26 protein-coding genes and 2 pseudogenes are annotated in these 20,715 nt (G+C 71.2%); 8 read left to right on the top strand and 20 right to left on the bottom strand.

The genetic code is table 11. The features are described from left to right. Positions 1 to 95 precede the first annotated feature (95 nt). The gene (locus tag Vqi01_RS16285) at positions 96 to 332 is read right to left on the bottom strand and encodes a winged helix-turn-helix domain-containing protein (protein ID WP_204035650.1); all 237 of its coding nucleotides are present in this window, start codon (positions 330 to 332) and stop codon (positions 96 to 98) included. Between the two features lie 280 nt (positions 333 to 612). Here Vqi01_RS16285 and Vqi01_RS16290 point away from each other — a divergent pair, with 280 nt between their 5' ends. Further along, the gene (locus tag Vqi01_RS16290; protein WP_239098435.1) at positions 613 to 825 is read left to right on the top strand and encodes a hypothetical protein; all 213 of its coding nucleotides are present in this window, start codon (positions 613 to 615) and stop codon (positions 823 to 825) included. Continuing rightward, positions 822 to 1,139 (top strand): hypothetical protein, encoded by a 318-nt coding sequence (locus Vqi01_RS16295; protein WP_204035651.1) that lies wholly within the window; start codon positions 822 to 824, stop codon positions 1,137 to 1,139. The genes Vqi01_RS16290 and Vqi01_RS16295 overlap by 4 nt, the downstream gene beginning before the upstream one ends. Here the strand turns inward: Vqi01_RS16295 and Vqi01_RS16300 are convergent. From Vqi01_RS16300 to Vqi01_RS16375, 16 genes are all read right to left on the bottom strand, one after another. Then, complete coding sequence (locus tag Vqi01_RS16300; protein ID WP_204035652.1) at positions 1,093 to 1,446, bottom strand: gas vesicle protein K; 354 nt, start codon at positions 1,444 to 1,446, stop codon at positions 1,093 to 1,095. The two genes, Vqi01_RS16295 and Vqi01_RS16300, sit on opposite strands and share 47 nt — an antisense overlap. After that, a complete protein-coding gene (locus Vqi01_RS16305; protein WP_204035653.1) occupies positions 1,443 to 1,862 on the bottom strand; it encodes a gas vesicle protein in 420 nt (139 codons plus the stop codon). The genes Vqi01_RS16300 and Vqi01_RS16305 overlap by 4 nt, the downstream gene beginning before the upstream one ends. Before the next feature lie 28 nt (positions 1,863 to 1,890). Continuing rightward, on the bottom strand, positions 1,891 to 2,901 hold the full coding sequence (locus Vqi01_RS16310; RefSeq protein WP_204035654.1) for a GvpL/GvpF family gas vesicle protein: 1,011 nt from the start codon (positions 2,899 to 2,901) through the stop codon (positions 1,891 to 1,893). Then, entirely contained in the window at positions 2,885 to 3,274 is a 390-nt protein-coding gene (locus tag Vqi01_RS31790; RefSeq protein WP_239098436.1) for a gas vesicle protein, read from the bottom strand. The genes Vqi01_RS16310 and Vqi01_RS31790 overlap by 17 nt, the downstream gene beginning before the upstream one ends. Position 3,275: 1 nt before the next feature. Beyond that, the gene (locus Vqi01_RS16320; protein WP_204035655.1) at positions 3,276 to 3,596 is read right to left on the bottom strand and encodes a gas vesicle protein GvpO; all 321 of its coding nucleotides are present in this window, start codon (positions 3,594 to 3,596) and stop codon (positions 3,276 to 3,278) included. Beyond that, on the bottom strand, positions 3,556 to 4,011 hold the full coding sequence (locus tag Vqi01_RS16325; RefSeq protein WP_204035656.1) for a gas vesicle protein GvpG: 456 nt from the start codon (positions 4,009 to 4,011) through the stop codon (positions 3,556 to 3,558). Before Vqi01_RS16325 ends, Vqi01_RS16320 begins: the two co-directional genes overlap by 41 nt. A 3-nt stretch (positions 4,012 to 4,014) precedes the next feature. Then, a complete protein-coding gene (locus tag Vqi01_RS16330) occupies positions 4,015 to 4,770 on the bottom strand; it encodes a GvpL/GvpF family gas vesicle protein (RefSeq protein ID WP_204035657.1) in 756 nt (251 codons plus the stop codon). 1 nt (position 4,771) lies between these two features. Next, positions 4,772 to 5,191, bottom strand: a complete 420-nt coding sequence (gene gvpJ, locus Vqi01_RS31795) for a gas vesicle protein GvpJ (RefSeq protein WP_204035658.1) — start codon at positions 5,189 to 5,191, stop codon at positions 4,772 to 4,774. Further along, complete coding sequence (locus tag Vqi01_RS16340; RefSeq protein ID WP_204035659.1) at positions 5,188 to 6,246, bottom strand: SRPBCC family protein; 1,059 nt, start codon at positions 6,244 to 6,246, stop codon at positions 5,188 to 5,190. The genes gvpJ and Vqi01_RS16340 overlap by 4 nt, the downstream gene beginning before the upstream one ends. A 5-nt stretch (positions 6,247 to 6,251) precedes the next feature. After that, positions 6,252 to 6,833, bottom strand: a complete 582-nt coding sequence (locus Vqi01_RS16345) for a hypothetical protein (protein WP_204035660.1) — start codon at positions 6,831 to 6,833, stop codon at positions 6,252 to 6,254. Positions 6,834 to 7,108: 275 nt separating this feature from the next. Next, positions 7,109 to 7,618 (bottom strand): GNAT family N-acetyltransferase, encoded by a 510-nt coding sequence (locus Vqi01_RS16350; RefSeq protein WP_204035661.1) that lies wholly within the window; start codon positions 7,616 to 7,618, stop codon positions 7,109 to 7,111. Positions 7,619 to 7,722: 104 nt separating this feature from the next. Beyond that, positions 7,723 to 8,694 carry a hypothetical protein gene (locus tag Vqi01_RS16355; protein ID WP_204035662.1) on the bottom strand — a complete coding sequence of 324 codons (972 nt, stop codon included), beginning with the start codon at positions 8,692 to 8,694 and terminating at the stop codon, positions 7,723 to 7,725. A gap of 209 nt (positions 8,695 to 8,903) precedes the next feature. Beyond that, complete coding sequence (locus Vqi01_RS16360) at positions 8,904 to 9,383, bottom strand: DUF3263 domain-containing protein (protein ID WP_204035663.1); 480 nt, start codon at positions 9,381 to 9,383, stop codon at positions 8,904 to 8,906. Positions 9,384 to 9,561: 178 nt separating this feature from the next. After that, complete coding sequence (locus tag Vqi01_RS16365) at positions 9,562 to 10,575, bottom strand: ABC transporter permease subunit (RefSeq protein WP_204035664.1); 1,014 nt, start codon at positions 10,573 to 10,575, stop codon at positions 9,562 to 9,564. Continuing rightward, the gene (locus Vqi01_RS16370) at positions 10,572 to 11,582 is read right to left on the bottom strand and encodes an ABC transporter ATP-binding protein (protein ID WP_275408817.1); all 1,011 of its coding nucleotides are present in this window, start codon (positions 11,580 to 11,582) and stop codon (positions 10,572 to 10,574) included. Before Vqi01_RS16370 ends, Vqi01_RS16365 begins: the two co-directional genes overlap by 4 nt. Positions 11,583 to 11,738: 156 nt before the next feature. Continuing rightward, positions 11,739 to 12,524, bottom strand: a complete 786-nt coding sequence (locus tag Vqi01_RS16375) for a DeoR/GlpR family DNA-binding transcription regulator (RefSeq protein WP_204035665.1) — start codon at positions 12,522 to 12,524, stop codon at positions 11,739 to 11,741. A 197-nt stretch (positions 12,525 to 12,721) separates the two neighbouring features. Between Vqi01_RS16375 and Vqi01_RS16380 the strand changes: the two genes are divergently transcribed. Genes Vqi01_RS16380 through nagA form a run of 3 tightly spaced genes read left to right on the top strand, consistent with a single transcriptional unit; the run spans position 12,722 to position 15,790 of the window. Continuing rightward, a complete protein-coding gene (locus tag Vqi01_RS16380) occupies positions 12,722 to 13,651 on the top strand; it encodes an SIS domain-containing protein (RefSeq protein WP_204035666.1) in 930 nt (309 codons plus the stop codon). Positions 13,652 to 13,694: 43 nt separating this feature from the next. Next, positions 13,695 to 14,687: an ROK family protein gene (locus Vqi01_RS16385; RefSeq protein ID WP_204035667.1), complete on the top strand. Its 993-nt coding sequence runs from the start codon at positions 13,695 to 13,697 to the stop codon at positions 14,685 to 14,687. Beyond that, positions 14,684 to 15,790, top strand: coding sequence for an N-acetylglucosamine-6-phosphate deacetylase (nagA, locus tag Vqi01_RS16390; protein ID WP_204035668.1), 1,107 nt, complete (start codon positions 14,684 to 14,686; stop codon positions 15,788 to 15,790). The genes Vqi01_RS16385 and nagA overlap by 4 nt, the downstream gene beginning before the upstream one ends. A 9-nt stretch (positions 15,791 to 15,799) precedes the next feature. Here nagA and Vqi01_RS16395 read toward each other — a convergent pair whose 3' ends face one another. Continuing rightward, positions 15,800 to 17,008, bottom strand: a complete 1,209-nt coding sequence (locus Vqi01_RS16395) for a DUF4032 domain-containing protein (protein ID WP_204035669.1) — start codon at positions 17,006 to 17,008, stop codon at positions 15,800 to 15,802. 111 nt (positions 17,009 to 17,119) lie between these two features. On the opposite strand from Vqi01_RS16395, the gene Vqi01_RS16400 reads away from it, so the two are divergent. After that, positions 17,120 to 17,887 (top strand): phosphatase PAP2 family protein, encoded by a 768-nt coding sequence (locus tag Vqi01_RS16400; protein WP_204035670.1) that lies wholly within the window; start codon positions 17,120 to 17,122, stop codon positions 17,885 to 17,887. 9 nt (positions 17,888 to 17,896) lie between these two features. Next, a pseudogene (locus Vqi01_RS16405) lies at positions 17,897 to 19,128 on the top strand (APC family permease). A 66-nt stretch (positions 19,129 to 19,194) separates the two neighbouring features. Here the strand turns inward: Vqi01_RS16405 and Vqi01_RS16410 are convergent. Then, positions 19,195 to 19,491 carry a GRAM domain-containing protein gene (locus Vqi01_RS16410; RefSeq protein WP_204035671.1) on the bottom strand — a complete coding sequence of 99 codons (297 nt, stop codon included), beginning with the start codon at positions 19,489 to 19,491 and terminating at the stop codon, positions 19,195 to 19,197. A gap of 258 nt (positions 19,492 to 19,749) precedes the next feature. Between Vqi01_RS16410 and Vqi01_RS31460 the strand changes: the two are divergent. After that, positions 19,750 to 20,057: pseudogene (locus Vqi01_RS31460) on the top strand (hypothetical protein); the annotation flags it as partial. Between the two features lie 107 nt (positions 20,058 to 20,164). Here the strand turns inward: Vqi01_RS31460 and Vqi01_RS16415 are convergent. Further along, positions 20,165 to 20,659 carry a hypothetical protein gene (locus Vqi01_RS16415; RefSeq protein WP_204035672.1) on the bottom strand — a complete coding sequence of 165 codons (495 nt, stop codon included), beginning with the start codon at positions 20,657 to 20,659 and terminating at the stop codon, positions 20,165 to 20,167. Positions 20,660 to 20,715: the final 56 nt, after the last annotated feature.

Genomic DNA, 20,715 nt, shown 5'->3' on the forward strand with positions numbered 1-20,715 from the left:
GTCCAAGATCCGCTGAGGTGGGGGTGGCCTTCGGGATATATCGGGCGAGACGGTTCGGTCCACCGATCAGTCTCGGCCCCACCGGGGCGTGTCCACTACCCGCGACCGGGGTCCGGCTCCTTGACAAAGACACCGCGTCCGGGCGCACCGACGACTACGCCTCGATCGCGTAGGAGCGCCACCGAACGCGCAGCCGTGGAGACCGACACCGAGTACAGATCGGCCAACTCCGAGTAGGAGGGCAGTTTGCTGCCCGGTTCGTACTCCCCGGCAGCGATACGGGCGGCTATATCGGCTGCGATGTCTGCATAACTGAGCGGGATCGAAGGCATCAGTCCTCCCGGGTTGGCATCCATATCCGATCATGCAGCGCGGCCTCACCTCAAGCGCCTGGTTGACCTATGCCACTAGGTGGATTGGGCTGAGAGCGAACCGCTCGGGTTGGCACCAGAGGTGGTTCACCCTCCGGGTACGTCCCGGATTGCTGGGGCAGGCGCTGGCGTGACCCGTGATCCCCCTTCGGGCTGCTCAGCGGCTGCCCTGGCACCCCAACTCGTAGCGGCGTTGGTTGGCGGTGGCGAAGACCCTGAACTGACCCGGGAAGCAGGAGCCATGACGGGCAAACCGGAGGGGACCAACATGTCCCGGCGCGTGGCCTACGACGAGTACCTGTTCGTCACGGCGCGTACGCTCGCGCGGCGGCACCGGCCGACGTGGAACCACATCCTTGGGCGGGTGACCTGCAGGTGTGGACGCGACCTGCCCTGCTCGGCTCGTCACCGGATTCCGATCAACCGGGGCCACTGGCCGGGAAAGACGGGTTGACGGCGCACGGACGTGCCGGGGCCGTACCTCGCGCCGGTGAACTGCTGCGGGTGGGGCGGGAGGCCAGTGTGCAGTTCCGCAGACCGATCCTGTTCCGGGTGATCCGGGTGCTCGATTGGAGCCGAAGCACCTACCACGGGTGGCTCTGGCTCGACGGGTACCAGATCAACGACAAGGGTGACGCGGTGGCCCGTCGATCGATCTTTGTCCAGCAGGCCGGGCTACGGTCCGCGCCGGAGCCCTCGGCGAGGCTGAGCCGGTCGCGGGTCAGTCGCGCGGGAGCAGGGGGCCCAGGGGGCCGAGGTCGAGGTTGAGATCCTCGGGGGCCAGCCCGAAGTACTCGCGGAGTTCGGTCATCTGCTCCTCCAGCGCCATCAGGGTGGTGCCGATCCGGTCGACCTGCTCGTCGGTCAGGTCGCCGAGGTCGACCCGCCGCAGCGCCTGCCGCTCCATCAGTTGGCGCAGCAGCTCGATCACGGTGAGCACCAGGCTGGCCAGCCCGCGTTCGACCGAGTCCCGGTCGACCGCGAGCCGCCGGTCCAGCTGAGTCACCCGGGGCGGCTCCCCGCCGGAATGACCGAGCGCTGCGGCCAGTTCGGCGGCCTCGTCCCGCTCTGTCATCCCGGCACCTGCCCCGGACCGGCCCCGGGGTCCTCCCAGGGAACGTCCAAGATCGGAGCAGCCGGCCCGCCGGCAGCCTCCGGCGGTGGAACAGCCGGCCCGCCGACAGCCTCCGGCGGTGGAACAGCCGATCCGCCGGTAGCCTCCGCGGCCGGCAAGGCCGATCCGCCGAGAGCCTCCGGTGTGGGGAGGGCCGATCCGTCGACAGCGTCCGGCGCGGGTGAGGCCAAGGCGCCGACCGAGGCGACGAGTGCGCGCAGCGAGATCCGGACCAGGTCGACCTCGGCGATGGAGATGGTGATGTCTCCGCTGATCACCACGCCGGTGGCGAGCACCCGGTCGAGCAGGTCCACCAGGGCGATCGGGCGGTAGGTCAGCGGATCGTCGGCACTGTTCGGGGCGAGGGTCGTGGTCATGCCGGCCTCCGAACGGTGGATCGGCGGGTCAACATGCGGGCTCCCGTACGGTCAGTGCCGGGCCCGCCGGTGGTTCCTCCTCGACGAAGGAGTACGCCGGCCAGGGACCGGTCAGTTCGAGCCGGATTTCGGGGTGCCGGCCGACCAGCTCCTGCACCAGCTCGGTGAAGCCGGCCAACGAGTCGTCGTCGACCAGGTACGCCCCATTGAGCACCATCGCGGTCGACGCGCCGGAGAGACGGCTGTCCTGCGGTGCGTGCTGCCGGGCGGCCACCGCCTGCCCGGTCAGCGCGGCGTGCACCGCCGCCGCGGCCTCGGCGGCGATCCGCTGCCCCTGTTCGCGGGCGGTGAGCTGGGCTCGCCGCCGTCGCAGGTAAGCCGCACCCGCCCCGGCTGGTGCGGCGCGGCCGCCGACGGAAGGCGCCCCGGAGCCCGCCCGGGCCGAGCCCGCGCCCGCCCGCGAGGCTGGCGAGGCCCCCGAGGCCGGTGCCGCCGCCGAGGCCGGTGCCGCCGCCGAGGCAGGCGAGGCCGCGGATGCCGGCGAGGGCGCTGAGGCCGCGGACGCCGGCGAGGGCTCGGTGCGGGGCAGGGCACCGGGCACGGCGTACCCCTTGACGCCCCACTCCCGGCGGCCGGTGAGCCGGTCGAGGGCGGCGACCAGCTCGGCGCGGCGGGCGGCGAGTTGCGCGGCCACCCGGGCATCGTCGTGGTGCACGGTGGCCAGCCGGGCCGGCACCACCGCGCCACTGGCACGCGCCAGCGCGTCGACCACCCCGTGGTGCGTCCGCGCTGCCCGCTCCAGCCAGGTCAGATCCTCCAGGTTGCGCCGCAGCGCCTCCTCGCCGTATTCGACCAGCGGTGCGTCGCTGACCACGGCCACCAGGTCCGCGGACCGGACCGCGCGCACCGGTGCGCCGGTCATCCCGGGGATGGCGGTCAGTACGGCTGGGGCGGCGTCCCGGGTCACTCCGTGCAGCCAGACCGCCATGCCGGAGCCGGCGCGGTCCTCGTCGGTGGCAAGTTCAGCTCTCGTACTCATCCCACTCCTCCTCCCTGCCGCTGCCTCGGGCCCGCTCCAGCCGGGCCACCCGGGGGCGTCGTTCCGCCTCCACCTCTTCCGGGTCGCGTGGGCCCGGTTCGATCGGCGGGCGCGCCCGGGAGCTGAGCCAGGGATCGTGCTCCCACCAGTCGATGCCGATCTGCCGCGCGGTGTCGACCGAGGCGATGACCAACCGCAGCTTCAGCGTGAGCAGCTCGATATCGAGCAGGCTGACCCGGATGTCCCCGGCGATCACGACGCCTCGGTCCAGCACCCGTTCCAGGATGTCGCCGAGGTTGGCCGGCTCGTGCCCGGCGGGCAGGACCTGGCCGGAGTTCTGCACCACTGACGGTGGCCGTGCGCCGCTGGTCAACTCAACCCACCTCGCCCTTTCCGCGCTGGTAGCGCCGCACCCGCCGGTAGCCCAGCAGGCCGCCCTCGACGTCCAACTCCGCCTCGTACAGCCCGAGCAGGTCGGTGGAGGCAGGGATCCGTCGGTCCTCGATCACCTCAACGCCGACCAGCCAGCCGTCCTCGGTGGCCTCCAGGGAGGTGGTGCCCACCGGCTCCCGACCGGTCAGCTCGACGATCTGCCGCATGCCCTCCCGGGCCGCCTCGACCGCGGAAACCGGTTCGACGTGCTCCTCCTCGGGTTCACGGCTGCCGGCCCGGCCGCCGTCGCTGCGAATCGCCATCCCGTTCACCCCCCTCACTCCGGTTACGCGGCGTGCCGCAATCGGCGGAGCGCGAGCCCGTTGCACGCCTGCGCCCGGTCGCCCGGGTGCCGGCCGCGCGGCCGGCACCCCCGACCACCGAACCGCCAGCACCCCCGAGCGCCGAACCGCCAGCACCCCCGACCACCGAACCGCCGGCACCCGCGTCCGCCGAATGCGTCGTCAGTCGGTCCAGCACCTCCTGCTGCCTGCGGTCCCGTTCCTCAGCGGTGATCTCACCCGCGGCCTCCGCGGCGTCCAACTCCTCCAGTTCGCGTCGCACGCCGACCGGGCTGTACTGCTGCGACTCCGCCTCTCGGGCGATCACCTTGACCACCGCGGTCAGCCCACGCACCGGTGCGTACGGCAGGGTGAGCAGCGCCCAGAGAATGTCCACGGGTCACCCCACCAGCTCATGCGCGTCGGCGAAGTCGTACGGCGCCAGCGGCCCGAGCAACCGGGCACGGATCAGGTCCCGGCGCTGTTCGGCGTACTCCTCGGCTGCCGCGATGAACTCCTCGGCCCGTTCGGTGTCGACCAGGAAGACGGCGTACCCCGCGTCCATCTCGTTACTCGGCGCTCGGGGCGCCGATGCCACGGCCAGCGGGCCGAGGGCTTCGAGCAGTCGGGTGGTCTCCGCCTCCCGGCTCAGTTCCACCGCCTGGCTGATCAGCTCGCCCAGCCGGATCCGCTGCTCTCGGGTGACCTCCTCCGGCTGGCCGCGTACCTGCTCGGCGAGATCGGCGGCGGCCGGATTGTCGGCCAGCACCGCCGCGACGAACTCCCCCTCGCGGTAGCGCCCGTGCAGCGCGTACTGGACTCGTCCCTCGAGTTCGTCCAGCGCGGCGGCGAACCGGTCCTGGTGCGTCGCCAGCAGGTCGGTGACCCCGTCCGGGCCGTCCAGCGCCGTGCCGAACCGCACCGGCAACACCGGGGCCACCGCCGCCGTCCCGTCCAGCAGTTCCTGGTACGCGCGCAGGTCCGCCGGCCGGCCGAGCGGCGTGTCCAGTGGTATTTCGCTCACCAGGGCGGCCAGCCTGCCCTGCCGGATCAGCGTCACCTCGGCGGGCGGGTCACCGACACCGGACGCGTTCTCGGTCGGCTCCACGTCCGACGGCACGATCCCGTAGACGAACAATGCTGTCTCCTCCGCCATCTCAGTCCTCCCGCTCCCGGCGGCGCTGGCGCACGCGCTTATCGCCCCCGTCGTCGTCACCACCGCTGACGGCCTCCTTCACCGCGCCTCCGATGGCACCGACGGTCTTGCCGAGGCCGGCCGCCGTGCTACCGGCACCCGATGCCCCCTCGACCATGTCCGGCAGGCCCTTCTGCTTCTTCGGGATGATGTCGAGCCGGTCCACCGTCTCGGCGAAGCGCAGGTACGTCTCGACGCTGGCGATGACCACCCGCGCGTTGATCTCCAACAGCTGGATGCCGACCACTGCGACCGACACCTGCGCATCGATCACCACGCCCTTGTCGAGCACGGTCTCCACCACATCGGCGAGGCTGGTTCCCGAGCCCTGCTGTTGCAGGGCACCGCCCGAGCCGCCACCACTGGTCGTCGCGATCGTCACTGGTCCTCCTCCTCTCGCTGGCGGCGGGCCACTGGTCGACGGGACGTGCCGGCAGCCCGGCGAGGGCGTGACTCGGCAGGGCGTGACTCCTCGGCAGGACGCGGGCGGCGAGCCCGTTCGGAGGTGCGCCGGCGCGGCGACGCCTGCTTCTCCGGCTCCTCGCGCTCCTCGTGCCCGTCCTGCTCCTCGCGCTGGCCCTGCTCCTCGCGCTGGCCCTGCTCCTCGCGCAGGGCGGTCTCGTGGTCCCGGACCACCTGCGAATCCTTGATCTCGCCCCGCCAGCCCGTCACCGAATCCCGGTCGAGCACGGTCTGGGTCATCACGTGCCGGACGAAGTGCTTCAGCTCCAGCCTGACCCGCCGCCCCTGGGCTCGCCAGATGTTCCCGGTCCGCTCGAACAGCCCCTGCGGGTGGTACTCCAGGACCACCAGGATGCGGGTCAGGTCGGGACTGAGCTCGTGGAAGCTGACGGTGCCGTCGACCCTGCCCTTCTCCCCCTTGGACCGCCAGTGGATCAGCTTGTCCGGGACCTGCCGGACGACGGTGGACTCCCAGGTCCGGTGCGACCAGAGGATCTGGGCCTTCCAGGTCAGCTTCTCGTCCGACTCGGTCTCGGCGGTCTCGACCTTCTTCATGAATCCCGGGAAGTCACCGAACTGCGTCCACTGGTTGTACGCGACCCGGGCCGGCACGCCGACCTCGATCGCCTCGACGATGTTGGTGACCTTCAGCTTCTTACCGCCGCCACCCTTGCCGCCCTTCCCGCCGACGGCCGCCATCAACTTCTCCTTACCGCCGGCCATCCCGGCCCGCAACAACGCCTTCATCGGGGAGCCGCCCTCGGCCAGCTTCTGGGCACCGGTGGCGGCGGCCACCAGGCCGGGGCCGCCGCCCTGGCGCGCGTACTCCCCGAGCCGATCGGTGGCGCCGGTGAGCTGCTCGCTCATCACCTGGACGGCGCGTTCCCCGAGTGCCGTCATCAGGTCGCGCACGTCCGCGCCGAGCTGGTCGCGGGCCTTCGTGATCAGGTCGCCCCTGCTGTCACCACTGGTCATCGCCATCACCGCTTCCGCCGCCGGGGCTTGCCGCCGGTGCCAGCGGTATCCGGCTGCTCCGCCTCGGCGTCCTGGTCGGCCTCCTCGTCCTTCGACGCCTCCGCGTCCTGATCGACGACGTACCCGTCGTCGTCCGGACCAGCCGCGTCCTCGTACTCCGGCTCGTCCGGACCGGCGACGCCCTCGTAATCCGATTCGTCCGGACCGGCGACGCCCTCGTGCTCCGGTTCGTCCGGACCGGCGACGCCCTCGTGCTCCGGTTCGTCTCTGCCGGCACCACCGCGGCGGCGTAGCGCATCCGCCGACCCGCGCAGCCTTCCGCTGAGCGCGTCGATACCGCTGCCGGCCGCGGCCGTCGCGGCCGCCCGGCCCGCCGAGGCGAGCGGCTTACCAAACTGTCCGAGGGTGCTCAGCTGCGGCGAGGCACGCAGCAGATCACCACCCCATTTCGTCAACCCGCCCGGGTCCCGGCTCGCGCGACCGAGGGCCACCGCGGCGGCGAGGGTCAACGCGGTACGCAGTTTGCGCCGGCGACCGACCAGGTATCCGACCCCCACGGCGGTCGCGATCCGTGCTCCGCTGTTCATCAGTTCTCCTTCGCTCCCCGGCGCGGAGACACCTGACCGACAGCGACCGAAATGGCGGTCACCGGGGACTGACGCATACGGGCCGCAATCAGGTGTCCCATGTTCGCGGACCCGGCGGGCAGTACCCGGCCCCCTGTTGCCAAAACGTTTACCGCAGCGCCCCAGGTGTGATAAACCCGAAGATCGAACACGCGGGCAGGAAGCGGGAGGATGCGGACAAAAGACGGCTACAAGCTGGGATAACGATGGAATCGATATATGGCAGAGGACGGATTTCAGCGCGCTGGAGGCGGGGTGTCCAGGCTAATTTCGGCGAGCACTCTACCGTCGTCCTCACGCAATTTGGCGCCACATTTCAGGAGTACGGAAATGGCGCCGCGGTTACCCCGAGTCGTCTCGGCCACGACGCGCTGCATTCCGGCGGCCGCCGCGTAGTCGAGCAACCTCCGCAGCGCCGCCGGGCCGAGCCCTTGCCCACGAGCGGACCGGCCGAGCCAGAGGCCGGTCTCCACCGTGCCCGGTTCCCGGCTGCGGGTCATCCGGATCATTCCGACCACCTCGCCCGCGGCCACGATGACGTACATCTGCGTACGCTCCGGGCCGTCGAGGCCGCCGAAGCTCGCCCGGTGAAACTGCCGGAACGCCTCCCGCCGGGCGTGTGACCACCCAGCCGGCGCCGCCACCGGCGGCATCACATCCGCCGGTTCCGCCTCAGCTACCGCTACGGAGAGCAACGGTTCGAGATTCTGCTCGTCCACCGGCTCCAACCGGACCGTACCCGCCACATGCCGCAGTCTTCCGCGCTACACAGCGGGCGTCCACCCGGTTTGCGACCACCGGAACCTCTGGCCAACGCCGACGGACCGGTCGGACCACCGAGCGCCCTTACTCACGCTCCGCTGTCGTCCGGCCGGGTGAACTCGCAGTAGACGACCGAGGCGTCGTCGGCCCGTTTGTGGCGGCGGAGTCGCTCGGGGTGGTCCCGCTCAGCGGCCCGCACCCGGTCGATCAGCCCGCCCGGGCCCTCGGCGGTCACCACGTCGAGCAGGCCGGCCCAGTCGAACAACCCGAACTCCTCGACGGCGGCGGAAGCTCCGTCGGTAAGCAGCACCGCGCGGCGCAGCGCATCCGGCCCGTGCCGGGGAAGGGTGCCGACCACCGCGTGGTAGGCCGCGTCCGGGTCGGCGGCGGCGACCCAGTAGCCGTGCGTTCGGTTCATCCACTTCCGCTGTACGCCGACGGCGTACCGGAACCGGGTGGCCCGGTCGGTGGATTCCGGCAGCTCGGCGGCGATGCCACCCAGGCTCTCCGCCGAGGCCGCCAACCGGTCGTCGACGACCACGTCGACCCGGCCGCCGGTGTCGAGCACCAGCGGGCTGTCGCAGAGCACCAGGTAGTCGACCTGGTCTCCACCGTCGCGCAGCAGGCAGACGGTGCTCGACAGGGTGCCGGGATGGTCAAGGTCACACTGCCCGCCGTGGTCGGCCCGCACCGCGAGGATCGCTGCGGCCAGGTTGCTCACCAGCGTCGCCGCCGGGCGCGCCGCCTCGGCCAGGCTCAGCCGCGCGGCGAGGTGCCGGACGTACCACTGCGGCCCGTGTACGCAGCCGGTGTCGAAACCCTCCGGTACGGTTGCCCCGTCCAGCGCCCCGACCAGCGGGCCGCATCGGAACACCAGATCCTCGTTGACCGTCCGTCCAGGTGGCGGGGCGGAGGCGGAGTCTACCCGCATGGTCGGCGCTGCGCCGACGGCCGCGCCCCGCCGGCGCTCGGCGGAGGCCGCCTCGGGCGGCCCCGGGCCGCCCGCCCGGTACGTCTGCTGCGCCACCCACTTCGGTCCCGCTGGGCCGCCTCCGGTCATCGCCGCCACCTCCGCGCCCCGGCTACCCGCCGGGCGACCCGGCATGCGCCCGGCACCAACCGGCCCCCCGGCTCAAGCGGCACCGACCGCGCACCCGGCCCGGCGGCGATCGCACCCGGCCCGGCACCGACCGCGCACCCGGCCCGGCGGGGACCATTGTGCCCGACCTCAGCGGGGATTTGTGCCTGAGCGGGGATTTGTGCCTGACCTCAGCGGCGGCGGTTGCGTGCCCGGGAGGCGCGTAGGCGCAGCAGTCGGCCGACCAGCACGGGATCGGCGGCGAGCGCCGCCGGATTGTCCAGCAGCGCGTTGAGCAACTGGTAGTAACGGGTGGCGGAGAAACCAAAGCGGTCCCGGATCGCCTGCTCCTTGGCGCCGGCGTGCCGCCACCACTGTCGCTCGAACGCGAGGATCTCCCGCTCCCGCTCGCCGAGCAGGTCAGCCGCATCAGTTGGTGCGGCGGCGACCGGCTCAGCCGCATCGTCCGGCACGAAGTCGCCCTCGGGCGGGGCAGCGTCCGCCGCGTCGCCGTCCGGCGTACCGCTGATGGGCCTGGCGCGGCGGGAGGCGCCCGACTCCGCCTCGGGCGCCGACCTCGGCGGTGGCACCGCGGCGGTGCCCGGACCGGCATCGGCCGGCACCCGGGGGTCGGAATGCTCCGCTGCCGGGGTGGCGTCGGCGGGCTGCATGAGGCTCCTCACAGGGGGCGGCCGGCACGGGCGACGCCAACCGGGCTTCCCAGCCTAACCACAGGTCACCCCGGGCGCACCGGGAGCGCGGCCCGCCGCCGCAAATCCCGCTGGCAGTCGTACGGAAGGCCCGCCGTGGGCGCGATCCGGGGAGGGAGGGATCGCGCCCACGGTCCCCTCAGGCGATGTCCCGCCGGCGCATCGTCCAGAGCGCCGCGCCGAGGAACAGCACCACCCCGACGGTGAACAGCATCGACGAATGTTGCCAGGTGAGTTCCAGGATGGCCGGCTTGCACTCACCGGTGTAGGTGGCCATGCAGGACCGCCAGTCCTGGAGCGTGACTGTCTTCCTCATCCAGGCGTACGCGTACGTGGGCAACAGCCATGCCTCGGCGAACCGCACCTGGGCCATGTCCAGCAGAATGGCGAGCCCGACCTGGCCGACGATGAGGACCGCGACCGCCCCGCCGAGCGCCATCGCGGTGTGCCGGCCGAGCGAGGCCAGGGCGAAGCCCACCGTCGCCGCCACCAGCAGCAGCACCACGCCGCGCAGCCCGGTGAGCAGGAACGACTGCCATGCTCCGGAGGTCATCCCCTCGGTGGTCCCGCGCCAGTTCGCGACCAGCCAGAGGCTGCCGAACCAGGCTGCCGTAGCGGGCAGGGCCAGGGCGAGCATCCCGGTCAGCAGCGCTCCCAGCTTGGTCAGCAGGACGGTCAGCCGCTTCGGGCGCCACAGCAGCAGGTTCATCATCCCGCCGCTGTTCCATTCGGCGCCGACGAAGGAGGCGCCCACCACGAAGCCGACCATGGCCAGGATTCCCGCGAGCGGGATCAGCATCTCGTCGAAGGATTCCCGGAAGACGAAGGTCGACGGCAGGAACCACGCCTCCTCGATCGACTCCCGCGGCGGTGCGGTGATGTCCGCGCAGTCCTGCGGGTAGTGGTCGACGTCCTCGCCCGTTGCCTTGGCCCGCTCGCAGTTGGCCCGCTCCTGCTCGGCCCACTGCACCTGCTCCTGGTGCTGCTGGTCGGCGGAGCGCTTGGCCTCGGCCCACTGGTCGGGGCCGATCTTCTGGTTGGTGATGACCAGGCCCACCACGATGAGCGCCAGCACCAGCAGGCCGCCCGCGGTCATCCAGCGGGTGAAACGCCGCTTGGTCAGCCGGCGCAGTTCGGTACGGAAGAGACTCACGCGCCCCAACCTCCTGCGGTGGGCGCGGAGGACTCCGCCCCATTGACTCGTACGGACTGGTCGACCTGTCGGTGCTGGCCGGGCACCGGCGCCGTGTTGGTCAGTTCGAGGAAGACACTCTCCAGGTCGACCGCGACCGGAGCGAGTTCGCTGACGTAGAGGCCCTGCTCGGCCAGGAGCCGGGTGACCGTGGCCGGCTTGTCCACGCCGGCCAGCATCAAATGGTCCGGGTTGGCGGACACGCGGTAGCCGGCCTTGTGCAGCGCGGTGGCGGCGACCGGCAGGTCCGTGACGGCCTCCAGCCGGACCCGGACCGCGCCGGACGAGTGCTGCGCCAACACCTCGTCGACCGGGCCGAAGGCGACCCGCCGGCCCAACGAGATGATGGTGACCGAGTCACAGATCAGCTGGATCTCGCCGAGAATGTGGCTGGAGAGCACCACGGTCATCCCCGATTGGGCGAGGTTGCGCACGAGCGTACGCATCTCTCGGATGCCGCCCGGGTCGAGGCCGTTGGCCGGCTCGTCGAGGATCAGCAGCTTCGGGTTCTTCAGCAGGGCCGAGGCGACCGCGAGCCGCTGCTTCATGCCGAGCGAGTACGTCTTGACCCGCTCGCCGGCCCGATCGCGGAGTCCGACCAGCTCCAGCACCTCGTCGACCCGCGGCACCGGTACCTCGCCGGCGCTGGCCAGCAGGGAGAGAGTGTCCCGGGCGGAGAAGTGCGGGAAGAACTGTGGACTCTCCACGATCGCACCGACCTGACCGGCGATCTGGGGCAGCGCCGCCGGCACCTCGTGACCGAGGATGGTCATCCGGCCGCCGTCCGGCCGGATGAGGCCGAGCAGCGTACGCAAGGTGGTGGTCTTTCCCGACCCGTTCGGGCCGAGAAAGCCGTGGACCTGGCCCGCCTCGACCCGCATGTCGAAGCCGTCCAGGGCGTTGCGGGTGCCGCGTCGTCGACTGCGGTACGTCTTTCGTAAACCTTCGATCTCCAGGACAGCTGGCAAGCTGCACCTCCCCCGTTGGGTGTGAGCGACGACCGACACCATACGCGGTATGCAACCGCAGGCAATACCCGGTATGCAGCGGCGCGCCGGAGGAGGTTTGTTAAGAGGGGGCCCTTCCTATACCGGAGGCGTTAAAAGGGGGCCCTTCCTTGCACCTCAAGCGCAGATGACGTGGACGCCGGCGGTGCGGAAGGCATCGACCAGCCCGGGTGCGGCGCCCGTGTCGGTGACCAGCGTCTCGACCCGCTCGACGGGGCAGATCCGGGCGAAGGCGTGACCGCCCAGTTTGGACGAGTCGGCGATGATGACCACCCGCTTGGCCCGGGCGACCATCAGGTTGTTCATCGCCGCCTCACCCTCGTGGTGGGCGGCGGCGCCGAGTTGCGGGTCGATCGCGTCCACGCCGAGCAGCGCCACGTCCAGGGTGACCTCGCGCAGCAGTGCCCCGCCCAACGGCCCGACCAGTTCGAAGGACTTCGGCCGCACCACCCCGCCGGCCACCACGACCTTCATCCGGGAGCGGACCAGCAGCTCGTTGGCGATGTTCAGGGCGTTGGTGACCACGGTCAGCTGGGCACCCTCGGCGCTGGTGTTGAGATCCGGACGGACGGCCAGCGCCCTTGCCACCTCGGTGCTGGTGGTGCCGCCGTTGAGGCCGACCACCGTGCCCGGCGAGACCAGCGCCGCCGCGGCCGCGCCGATGCGCTGCTTCTCGGCCGAATGCTTGGCCGTTTTGTACCGCAGCGGCAGGTCGTACGAGACCCCGTTGGCGACCGCGCCACCCCGGGTACGCGTGATCATCTGCTGTTGGGCGAGCTGGTCGAAGTCCCGGCGAATGGTCGCTTGGGAGACGTTCAGTAGCTCGGCGGCCTTTTCGACGGTGATCCGACCGGAATCGGTCAGCATCTCGAGCAGGGCGTTCCATCTCGCGTAACGGTCCACCCCGAGCCTCCGTGTCTGCACGAACGGTGATTGGTTGCGTGCACACTAGTGCTCGAAACTAGGATGTGGCAAAACCTTGGGCTGCTCGATCGCGCCTCCAGTTGCTATTCCCACCAGTTTTCACGCACAATGAACGCTCGAAAGGTGGGATAAACGAGCCGTATTGCGCAACGGCCCGCCCGGGCAAGGAGTTCTCAATGGCTTACGTTCACACAGAGATCGCGAGCCAGCCGAGCTGCTGGCGCCAGGCGGGCGAACTCGCCCCCAAGGTGCTCGACCGACTGCCCCGGCCCGGTGAGCGGGTCGCCGTCGTCGGCTGCGGCACGTCGTGGTTCATGGGGATGGCGTACGCGGCCCGCCGGGAGGCCGCCGGCCAGGGCGAGACGGACGCCTTCCAGGCCAGCGAGTTCCCCGTCGACCGCCGCTACGACCGGCTGTTGGCAATCACCCGTTCCGGCACCACGACCGAGGTGCTGGACCTGCTCACCGCGCTGCGCGGGCGGACTCCGACCACGGTGCTGGTCGGCGATCCCGGCTCTCCCGCGGCGAGCCTCGCGGACGCCGCCGTCACCATGCCGTTCGCCGACGAACGCTCGGTGGTGCAGACCCGCTTCGCCACCACCGTGCTGGCCCTGCTCCGCGCCCATCTCGGCGACAACATCACGGCCCTCGTCGCCGACGCGGAGGTCGCCGTCCGCGCCCCGTTGCCGATCGACCCGAGCCTGATCGAACAGGTCACCTTCCTCGGCCGGGGCTGGACGATCGGCCTGGCTCAGGAGGCGGCTCTGAAGTGCCGCGAGGCGGCCGCCTTCTGGGCCGAGGCGTACCCGGCGATGGACTACCGGCACGGCCCGATCGCCGTGTCCGGCCCCGGCCGGCTGGTCTGGGCCTTCGGCGAACTGCCCGACGGGCTGCCCGAGGACGTCGCCGCCACCGGTGCGGCGTTCGCGCACAGCCGCACCCACGGGGTTCGCACCGTGCTGGGCCGCTGGGCCGCCCGTCGTACCCCGGTCGACCCGATGGCCGACCTGATCCTGGCGCAGCGGTTCGCCGTCGCCCTGGCGACCAGTCGCGGACTCGACCCGGACGCGCCCCGGCACCTCAGCCGCTCCGTGGTGCTCACGTGAGGCATCACGCTCGCGCCGGCACCCGGCGCGGTGACGTGTCGGCATGAACATCGGCGAAGTGGCCGTCGCACTGGACGTGGGCGGCACCGGGATGAAGTGCGCACTCGTCGGCGCAAACGGTGCCGTGGTCCACGCCGAACGGCACCCGACCGACGCCGGACGCGGTCCCGACGCCGTGGTCGACACGATCCTGGCCGTGGCGCAGGGACTGGCCGGCAGGGCGCGCGCGCAGGGACTCACCCCGGCCGCGCTCGGCATCGTGGTGCCGGGCGTCGTCGACGAAGCACGCGGCGTCGCGGTCTGGTCGGCGAACGTCGGCTTCCGGGACGTACCCCTGCGTGACCTGGCGTCCGCGCGGCTCGACCTGCCCACGGCGCTCGGCCACGACGTGCGCGCGGGCGGCCTCGCCGAGGCGCGGGTGGGTGCCGGCCGCGACGCCGGGAACGTGCTCTTCGTGGCGATCGGTACCGGAATCGCCGCCGCACACGTGGTCGCCGGCTCGGCCGCCACCGGCGCGCACGGCGCCGCCGGAGAACTCGGCCACATCCTGGTCCGCCCGGACGGGCCGGTCTGCGGCTGCGGGCGTCCGGGCTGCCTGGAGGCGATCGCCTCCGCCTCGGCCGTGGCCCGCCGCTACGCCGAACTCTCCGGAATCGGAGCGACCGGGCCCACCGGCACCACATCGGACGATGGGTCCGCCACCGGGCCTGGGCCGGGACGGACCATGGTGACCGCCGCCCAGGTGGCCGCCCGGGCGGCGGCGGGCGAAGAACTCGCCAGCCGGGTCTGGCGGGAAGCCGTCGAGGCGCTGGCCGACGGTCTCGCCACCGGCCAGGCGCTCTTCGACGTGGAAACGATCGTCCTGGGCGGCGGCCTCGCCCAGGCCGGCACCGGGTTGTTCGGCCCGCTGCGTACCGCGCTGCGGGACCGTCTGACCTTTCACCGGGAACCACAACTGGTCCCGGCCGCTCTCGGCGACGAGGCCGGATGCCTCGGCGCCGCCCTGCTCGCCCTCGACCAACTGGAGACGAGATGACCCTTCGGGTGAACGGCAAGGTGGTGACCCCGACGGGGGTGATCCGGCAGGGCTGCGTCGAGGTCAGAGGCGACCGGATCACCGCAGTCGCCGAGTATCCGTCGATCCGCGACGGCCACTGGATCGTGCCCGGTTTCGTGGACATCCACACCCACGGCGGAGGCGGACACACCTTCACCACCGGCGACGCCGAGTCCGCCCGCGCCGCCGCCGCGTACCACCTGAACCACGGCACCACCAGCCTGCTGGCCAGCCTGGTCAGCGCGCCCTTCGAGCTGATGCGCTCGGCCACCACGGCCTTCGCGCCGCTGGTCCGCCAGGACGTGCTCGCCGGCATCCACTTCGAGGGGCCGTACCTGTCCGCCGCCCGGTGCGGCGCACAGAACCCGGAGTTCCTCCGCGACCCGTCCATCGACGAGCTGACCGAACTGCTCAAGCTCGGCGAGGGAACGGTGCGGATGGTCACCCTCGCCCCCGAGCTTACGGGCGCGATCGAAGCCATCGGTCTGCTCACCGGGCAGGGCGTGGTCGCCGCGGTGGGCCACACCGACGCCACGTACGAGCAGACCTGTGCCGCCGTGGCGGCGGGCGCGAGCGTCGGCACCCACCTGTTCAACGGGATGCGCCCGGTGCACCACCGGGATCCGGGGCCGGCGGTGGCGCTGCTCACCGCGCCGAACGTGTTCTGCGAGTTGGTCGCCGACGGGGTGCACCTGCACGAGGGGACGCTCACCTTCGCCGTCGCGACCGCCGGTCCGGAAAGGTGTGCGCTGGTGACCGACGCGATGGCCGCCGCCGGCATGCCCGACGGCGAGTACGAGTTGGGCGGCCAAGCGGTGACCGTCGCCGACGGCCAGGCCCGACTCGCCGACGGCACGATCGCCGGCAGCACCCTCACCATGGACGCGGCGCTGCGCCACGCGGTGGCCGTCGGCATGCCGGTGCCCGACGCGGTACGCATGGTGTCCACCACCCCGGCCCTGGCCGTCGGCCTCGGCGACCGGGTCGGTGCCCTCACCGCCGGTCTACGCGCCGACCTGGTCGTGCTCGACGACGAGCTGAACGTGGTGCGGGTGATGCGCGCCGGCGAATGGGTCCGGTAACGGCAGCCCTCAGCTCCTCGACATCTCGACGCCGAGGACGGCCTGCTCGTCGGGGCGGTGCACCAGCACGTCGGCCAGGTACGACTGCACCGCGTGCCGCATCCCCACGTCCCGCCCGGCCCGCTCGGAGATCAGCCACTTGTGCTCGATGATCTGGGCGAACAGCTCCTGCGGCTCCAGCTTGCGCCGCAGATGGGCGGGAACCGCCCGGACCACCGGCTCGAACACCTCGGTCAGCCAGCGGTGGGCGGCCTGCTGCTCGTCGGTCAGGTCGCTCTCCGCCCGGTACGCGTCGAGGTCGTTGAGCAGCTTGCGGGCCTGGTTCTCCTCGGCGTCCAGGCCGGTGAGCCGGAGCAGCCGGCGGTGGTGGTAGCCGGCGTCGACGACCTTCGGCCGGACCAGGTACCGTCCGTTTCCCATGGTCGACATGGCCACCTCGGCCACGTCGAAGCCCATCTCGTTGAGCCGGCGGATGCGCCTCTCGATGTCGTGCCGGGCTTCCCGCTCGACCTGCTGCTCGTAGGTGATCTCGTGCCAGAGGCGCTCGTAGCGCTGCACGACCTCCTCGCAGACCACCTCGGGATCGATCGAGTCGTGCAGCAGACCGGCGGCCTGCAGGTCCAGCGCCTCCCCGAAGATGTTGACCCGGGCGATCTCCAGATCTTCACCACGCTGACCGTTGGAGAGCGCGCTGCGCAGCGCCCCGGTCTCCGCGTCCACCAGGTACGCGGCGAAGGCACCGGCGTCCCGCCGGAACAGCGTGTTGGACAGCGAGCAGTCGCCCCAGAAGAAGCCCGTCAGATGCATCCGGACCAGCAGCGCGGCGAGCGCGTCGAGCAGACGGCCCATCGTCTCCGGCCGCAGCGTGTGGGAGAACAGCGCCCGGTAGGGCAGCGAGAACTGGAGGTGCCGGGTGATCAGCACCGGGTCGAGCGGCTCGCCGGCGTCGGACTCCCGGTCGGCGACGATCGCTATCGCCCGCACCGACGGGAAGTCGATCCGCTCCAGGGCGCGGAGCAGGTCGTACTCCCGCTCGGCCACCCGCTCGCCGGTCTCCTTGACCGCGTAGACGTATCCACCTAGTTGCACAAATCGCACCACGTGCCGGGAGATGCCCTGCGGCAGCGCGACCAGGTGCTCAGTCGGCCACTGCTCCAGCGGGGTCGACCAGGGGAGGTCGAGCAGTGCCGGGTCGACGAGAGCCGAAGTGATCCGCACGGCGTCCAGTCTGACGCGTACCCGGGCGGAACGCTTCCCCACGTGTTTGGGCCCACAGCCATCCCGCACCGCTGCGGCCGGCCACCGCGTCGGGCCGGTAGCGTGATCCGGGTGCGGGAGACGACACCGGTACGCGGCAGGTTACGCCCGGCGCCGGTACGCCCGGCCGGCTGGTGGTTCGACGCCGTGCTGCTGGCCGCCCTGGTCGGGCTGACCGCCGCGCTCGCCGCCGGCATGCTCTTCGGCATCGACCGCGCGGTGGCCGACTGGGCCGACGCGCATCGGCCCACCGCCGCCCGGTGGATCGCGATCGTCCTCAACTACCTCGGTCAGGGCACCCCGCTGACGCTGATCGCGGCCGGTCTGGCGGTGTTGCTGGCCGTCCGGCTGCGCTCGGTGCGCCCCCTGCTCGTACCGGTGACCGCCTTCGTGCTCACCCTCCTGACCATCGGGCCACTGAAGGTGTGGACGGCCCGCCCCGCGCCGAGCGCCAGCAGCAAGGAACCGTTCCTGCCGGCGGAGCGGACCCTCCCTCTCTTCCAGGACGACCTGCCGGTCCGGTTCGCCCAGTCGTACCCGTCCGGGCACGTCGCCAACGCGATCGTCTGGTACGGCGTGATCGCCCTGCTGCTCGCTCCGCTGCTGGCCGGCCTCGGCCGCGCGATGCCCCGCGCGCTGGTGCTCGTGGTCCGGATCGTGCCGCCGGCGGTGGTGCTGGGCACCACTACCTATCTGGGCTGGCACTGGTTGACCGACTCGGTGGCCGGGCTGCTGCTGGGGCTGCTGCTGGACCGGCTGCTACACCGGGTGCCCTGGGACGACCTGCCACTGCCCGGCCCGTTACGCAACTGGGGTGGCCCGTTCACCACGTGGCCGTAGGCTGCGGCCGTGGATCAGCTTGCCCGCCGGTTGGGCGTACCGGACGCCGTGACCATCGGTCTGGGCTCGATGCTCGGCGCAGGCGTCTTCGTGGTCTTCGCCCCCGCCGCCGCGGCGGCCGGCGGGGCGGGACTGCTGGTCGCGGTGGTGCTGGCCGGTTTCATCGCCTTCTGCAACGCGACCAGCTCGGCCCGGCTCGCCGCCCGCTACCCCGAGTCCGGCGGCACCTACGTGTACGGCAGGGAACGGCTCAACCCGTTCGCCGGGTTCCTCGTCGGCTGGGGCTTCGTGATCGGCAAGACGGCCAGTTGCGCGGCGATGGCGCTGACCATCGGGGCGTACCTCTGGCCGGGGCAGGCCCGATTGGTCGCGGTCGCCGCCGTCGTCGCGGTGACCGCGGTGAACCTCCGGGGCGTGACGAAGACCGCGACCGCCACCCGGGTCCTGGTGCTGGTCGTGCTGGCGGTGCTGACCCTGGTCGCGGTGGTCGGCGCTTTCGGCGTCTCGATCGCCCGGTTCGATCAGCCCGGCGGCTCGGCCCGGGGCGTGCTCACCGCAGCGGGCCTGCTCTTCTTCGCCTTCGCCGGGTACGCCCGGGTGGCCACCCTCGGTGAGGAGGTACGCGATCCCCGGCGCACCATCCCCCGGGCGGTGCCGCTGGCACTCGGCATCGTGCTCGCGATCTACCTGACGCTCGCGGCGGTGGCCGTCGGCGTGCTCGGTGCCGACCGGCTGGGCGCCTCCGCCGCGCCCCTGGCCGACGTGGTGACCGCCGCCGGCCTGCCCGGCCTGGAGTGGGTGGTCCGGGCCGGGGCGACCGTCGCGGTGACCGGCGTGCTGCTCTCCCTGCTCGCGGGCGTCGGGCGCACCACCCTGGCGATGGCCCGCCGCCGTGACCTGCCCGGCGGGCTGGCCGCGGTGCACCCCCGTCACCAGGTGCCGCACCGGGCCGAGTTGGCGGTGGCCGCCGTGGTGATCCTGGTGGTCGTGCTGGCCGACGTGCGGGGGCGATCGGCTTCTCCAGCGTCACGGTGCTGGTCTACTACGCCATCACCAACGCCGCCGCGCTGACGCTCGGCCGGGACCCGGCGCGGAAGCTGCCGGTGCAGGCGCTGGCCGTGATCGGGCTCGTCGGCTGCGTACTGCTCGCGGTCAACCTGCCGCTGGCCAGCGTGCTCGCCGGCTTCGGTGTGCTCGCCCTCGGCGCCGCCTGGTACGCGCTCCGCCCAGCCCGCCACTGACCTCGCAAAACAGCCTGCCAGGGCGGGGCGTTGTTCTGACAGCAAGAGCGCTTTCCGGAATGGGTTTTACGACGTCAGCTCGGCGATTTTGTCGATGAACTGGTCGCGTTTGCCCACGACAAACCGGTACTCGACGCCCGACATCGTCGTCACGGCCAGTCCGTTGGGGACCAGCCCCAGGTTGCGGTACTTGCGGGTAGCGACGATGTCCTGGAGCGGGATGTCGAGGGGTGCGCTCTGGACGTTGACGGCGTGCGCTCGAAACGAGAGGTGCTGGTCAGTCAGGGTCAGTCGGCCACCGACCGACTCGACCCCACGCCATAGGTTTGCCCGGCGGCTCATCAACACGTTGGCATCGCTCATGCGGGTCACATTCCTTGGCTAGCGCCGCTTGAAGGAGGGCGAGCGTACACGAGTGCAGCAGGGGCCATCAATGCGCGCCGCACGAACCACCCGAGGGCCACCACAACAACGAGAGCGCCCCGCCGGATCGGTGATCCCGGCGCTCCTTCGAACCCACGGATCGGTTACCTCACGAGCGCCTTCATCCTCCCCGTTTTGGGGTCGGTGGCCAAAACGGTGTCTCCGATCTCGATGGCGCCCCTTTCCTTTTACAAGGTGACTGCTCTCTACCTGCTCGAACGCGACCGCATCAGTGGCAAGATCGTCGACGCGTTCATGAACAAGGACACTGCCGCCGCCTGGCGAGCCACCGAAGAACGTGCTGACCCTCCAGCAAGCACACACCGACCTCGCCGACGACCTCGCCGCCTACGAAGCCAAACTCGGACGAGCCGCCGGCAGCTGACCGCCCGAACCCGCCGAGCCGCCGGCACCGAAGAAGCAGCGCCGCAACCACAAGGCATAGCCCAGCAGCCCCGCCACCGACGGACCACCGGGCTAAAAACTGCTTCACCAGATCAAGTTAGTTTGACAGCAGCCGTGACAGCAACCCACGCGTACGACCGTGGCCACCCGTGCACAGCAATGCCGCGGGACTACGTTGTGCAATCACTCACGCTCTTGCTTGAGGCATCTACGGTCGATCGAATGTAGCCAAGGATAAACGGTATTCTTCACTCCCAGACTCGGGGTAAATCTCAATTATGAAGTCCGACAGCGCATTCGTCGTTGGCTTCCCATCTGGATCAGCAGTGCCAGGCTCAGCCTTCCAATCAATCAAGTGGATGGTGACGGCATAGCGCCCTGGGTCCGTCGGCAGCGCAAGGGGGTCAACGCCCGAGTACTGACCTACAGCCTCCAGACCACCAAGTGCTGTTTGCCCCTTAGCGATCAGCAAATATGGCTTCGACGAAACCAGTCGGTACCGGCCTTCACGCTCCGTCAAGCCTCCAGCCGGGCCGCCGTGTCGGACGGTGAATTGATAAGCACCACCCCCGCCGATATTGATCGGCACGAACACGCCAGCCTCAATGTGACGGAGAAGCGCCGCGTCCTCGGATACCTCGTCTTCCCACTCGTCCAGGCTGGTCACACCTGCGAAGTGCTCAGGCTGCCAGACGCCGAACATCCCAGCGTCGGTCCTGGCAGCCCGAATCAACTCCCATCCGTCCGAAGGCACATCAG

The sequence above is a fragment of the Micromonospora qiuiae genome (assembly GCF_016863555.1).
In the GTDB taxonomy this organism is placed as follows: domain Bacteria; phylum Actinomycetota; class Actinomycetes; order Mycobacteriales; family Micromonosporaceae; genus Micromonospora; species Micromonospora qiuiae.

Coding starts and splice junctions, on each gene's coding strand:
- Vqi01_RS16415 (WP_204035672.1), bottom strand. CDS start 20,659: ATGTTCGGCGTCTGGCAGCCTGAGCACTTCGCAGGTGTGACCAGCCTG.
- nagA (WP_204035668.1), top strand. CDS start 14,684: ATGACCCTTCGGGTGAACGGCAAGGTGGTGACCCCGACGGGGGTGATC.
- Vqi01_RS16355 (WP_204035662.1), bottom strand. CDS start 8,694: ATGACCGGAGGCGGCCCAGCGGGACCGAAGTGGGTGGCGCAGCAGACG.
- Vqi01_RS16330 (WP_204035657.1), bottom strand. CDS start 4,770: ATGGCGGAGGAGACAGCATTGTTCGTCTACGGGATCGTGCCGTCGGAC.
- Vqi01_RS16360 (WP_204035663.1), bottom strand. CDS start 9,383: ATGCAGCCCGCCGACGCCACCCCGGCAGCGGAGCATTCCGACCCCCGG.
- Vqi01_RS16380 (WP_204035666.1), top strand. CDS start 12,722: ATGGCTTACGTTCACACAGAGATCGCGAGCCAGCCGAGCTGCTGGCGC.
- Vqi01_RS16345 (WP_204035660.1), bottom strand. CDS start 6,833: ATGAACAGCGGAGCACGGATCGCGACCGCCGTGGGGGTCGGATACCTG.
- Vqi01_RS16340 (WP_204035659.1), bottom strand. CDS start 6,246: ATGACCAGTGGTGACAGCAGGGGCGACCTGATCACGAAGGCCCGCGAC.
- Vqi01_RS16305 (WP_204035653.1), bottom strand. CDS start 1,862: ATGACCACGACCCTCGCCCCGAACAGTGCCGACGATCCGCTGACCTAC.
- Vqi01_RS16320 (WP_204035655.1), bottom strand. CDS start 3,596: ATGGCGATTCGCAGCGACGGCGGCCGGGCCGGCAGCCGTGAACCCGAG.
- Vqi01_RS16300 (WP_204035652.1), bottom strand. CDS start 1,446: ATGACAGAGCGGGACGAGGCCGCCGAACTGGCCGCAGCGCTCGGTCAT.
- Vqi01_RS16310 (WP_204035654.1), bottom strand. CDS start 2,901: ATGAGTACGAGAGCTGAACTTGCCACCGACGAGGACCGCGCCGGCTCC.
- Vqi01_RS16385 (WP_204035667.1), top strand. CDS start 13,695: ATGAACATCGGCGAAGTGGCCGTCGCACTGGACGTGGGCGGCACCGGG.
- Vqi01_RS16285 (WP_204035650.1), bottom strand. CDS start 332: ATGCCTTCGATCCCGCTCAGTTATGCAGACATCGCAGCCGATATAGCC.
- Vqi01_RS16410 (WP_204035671.1), bottom strand. CDS start 19,491: ATGAGCGATGCCAACGTGTTGATGAGCCGCCGGGCAAACCTATGGCGT.
- Vqi01_RS16290 (WP_239098435.1), top strand. CDS start 613: ATGACGGGCAAACCGGAGGGGACCAACATGTCCCGGCGCGTGGCCTAC.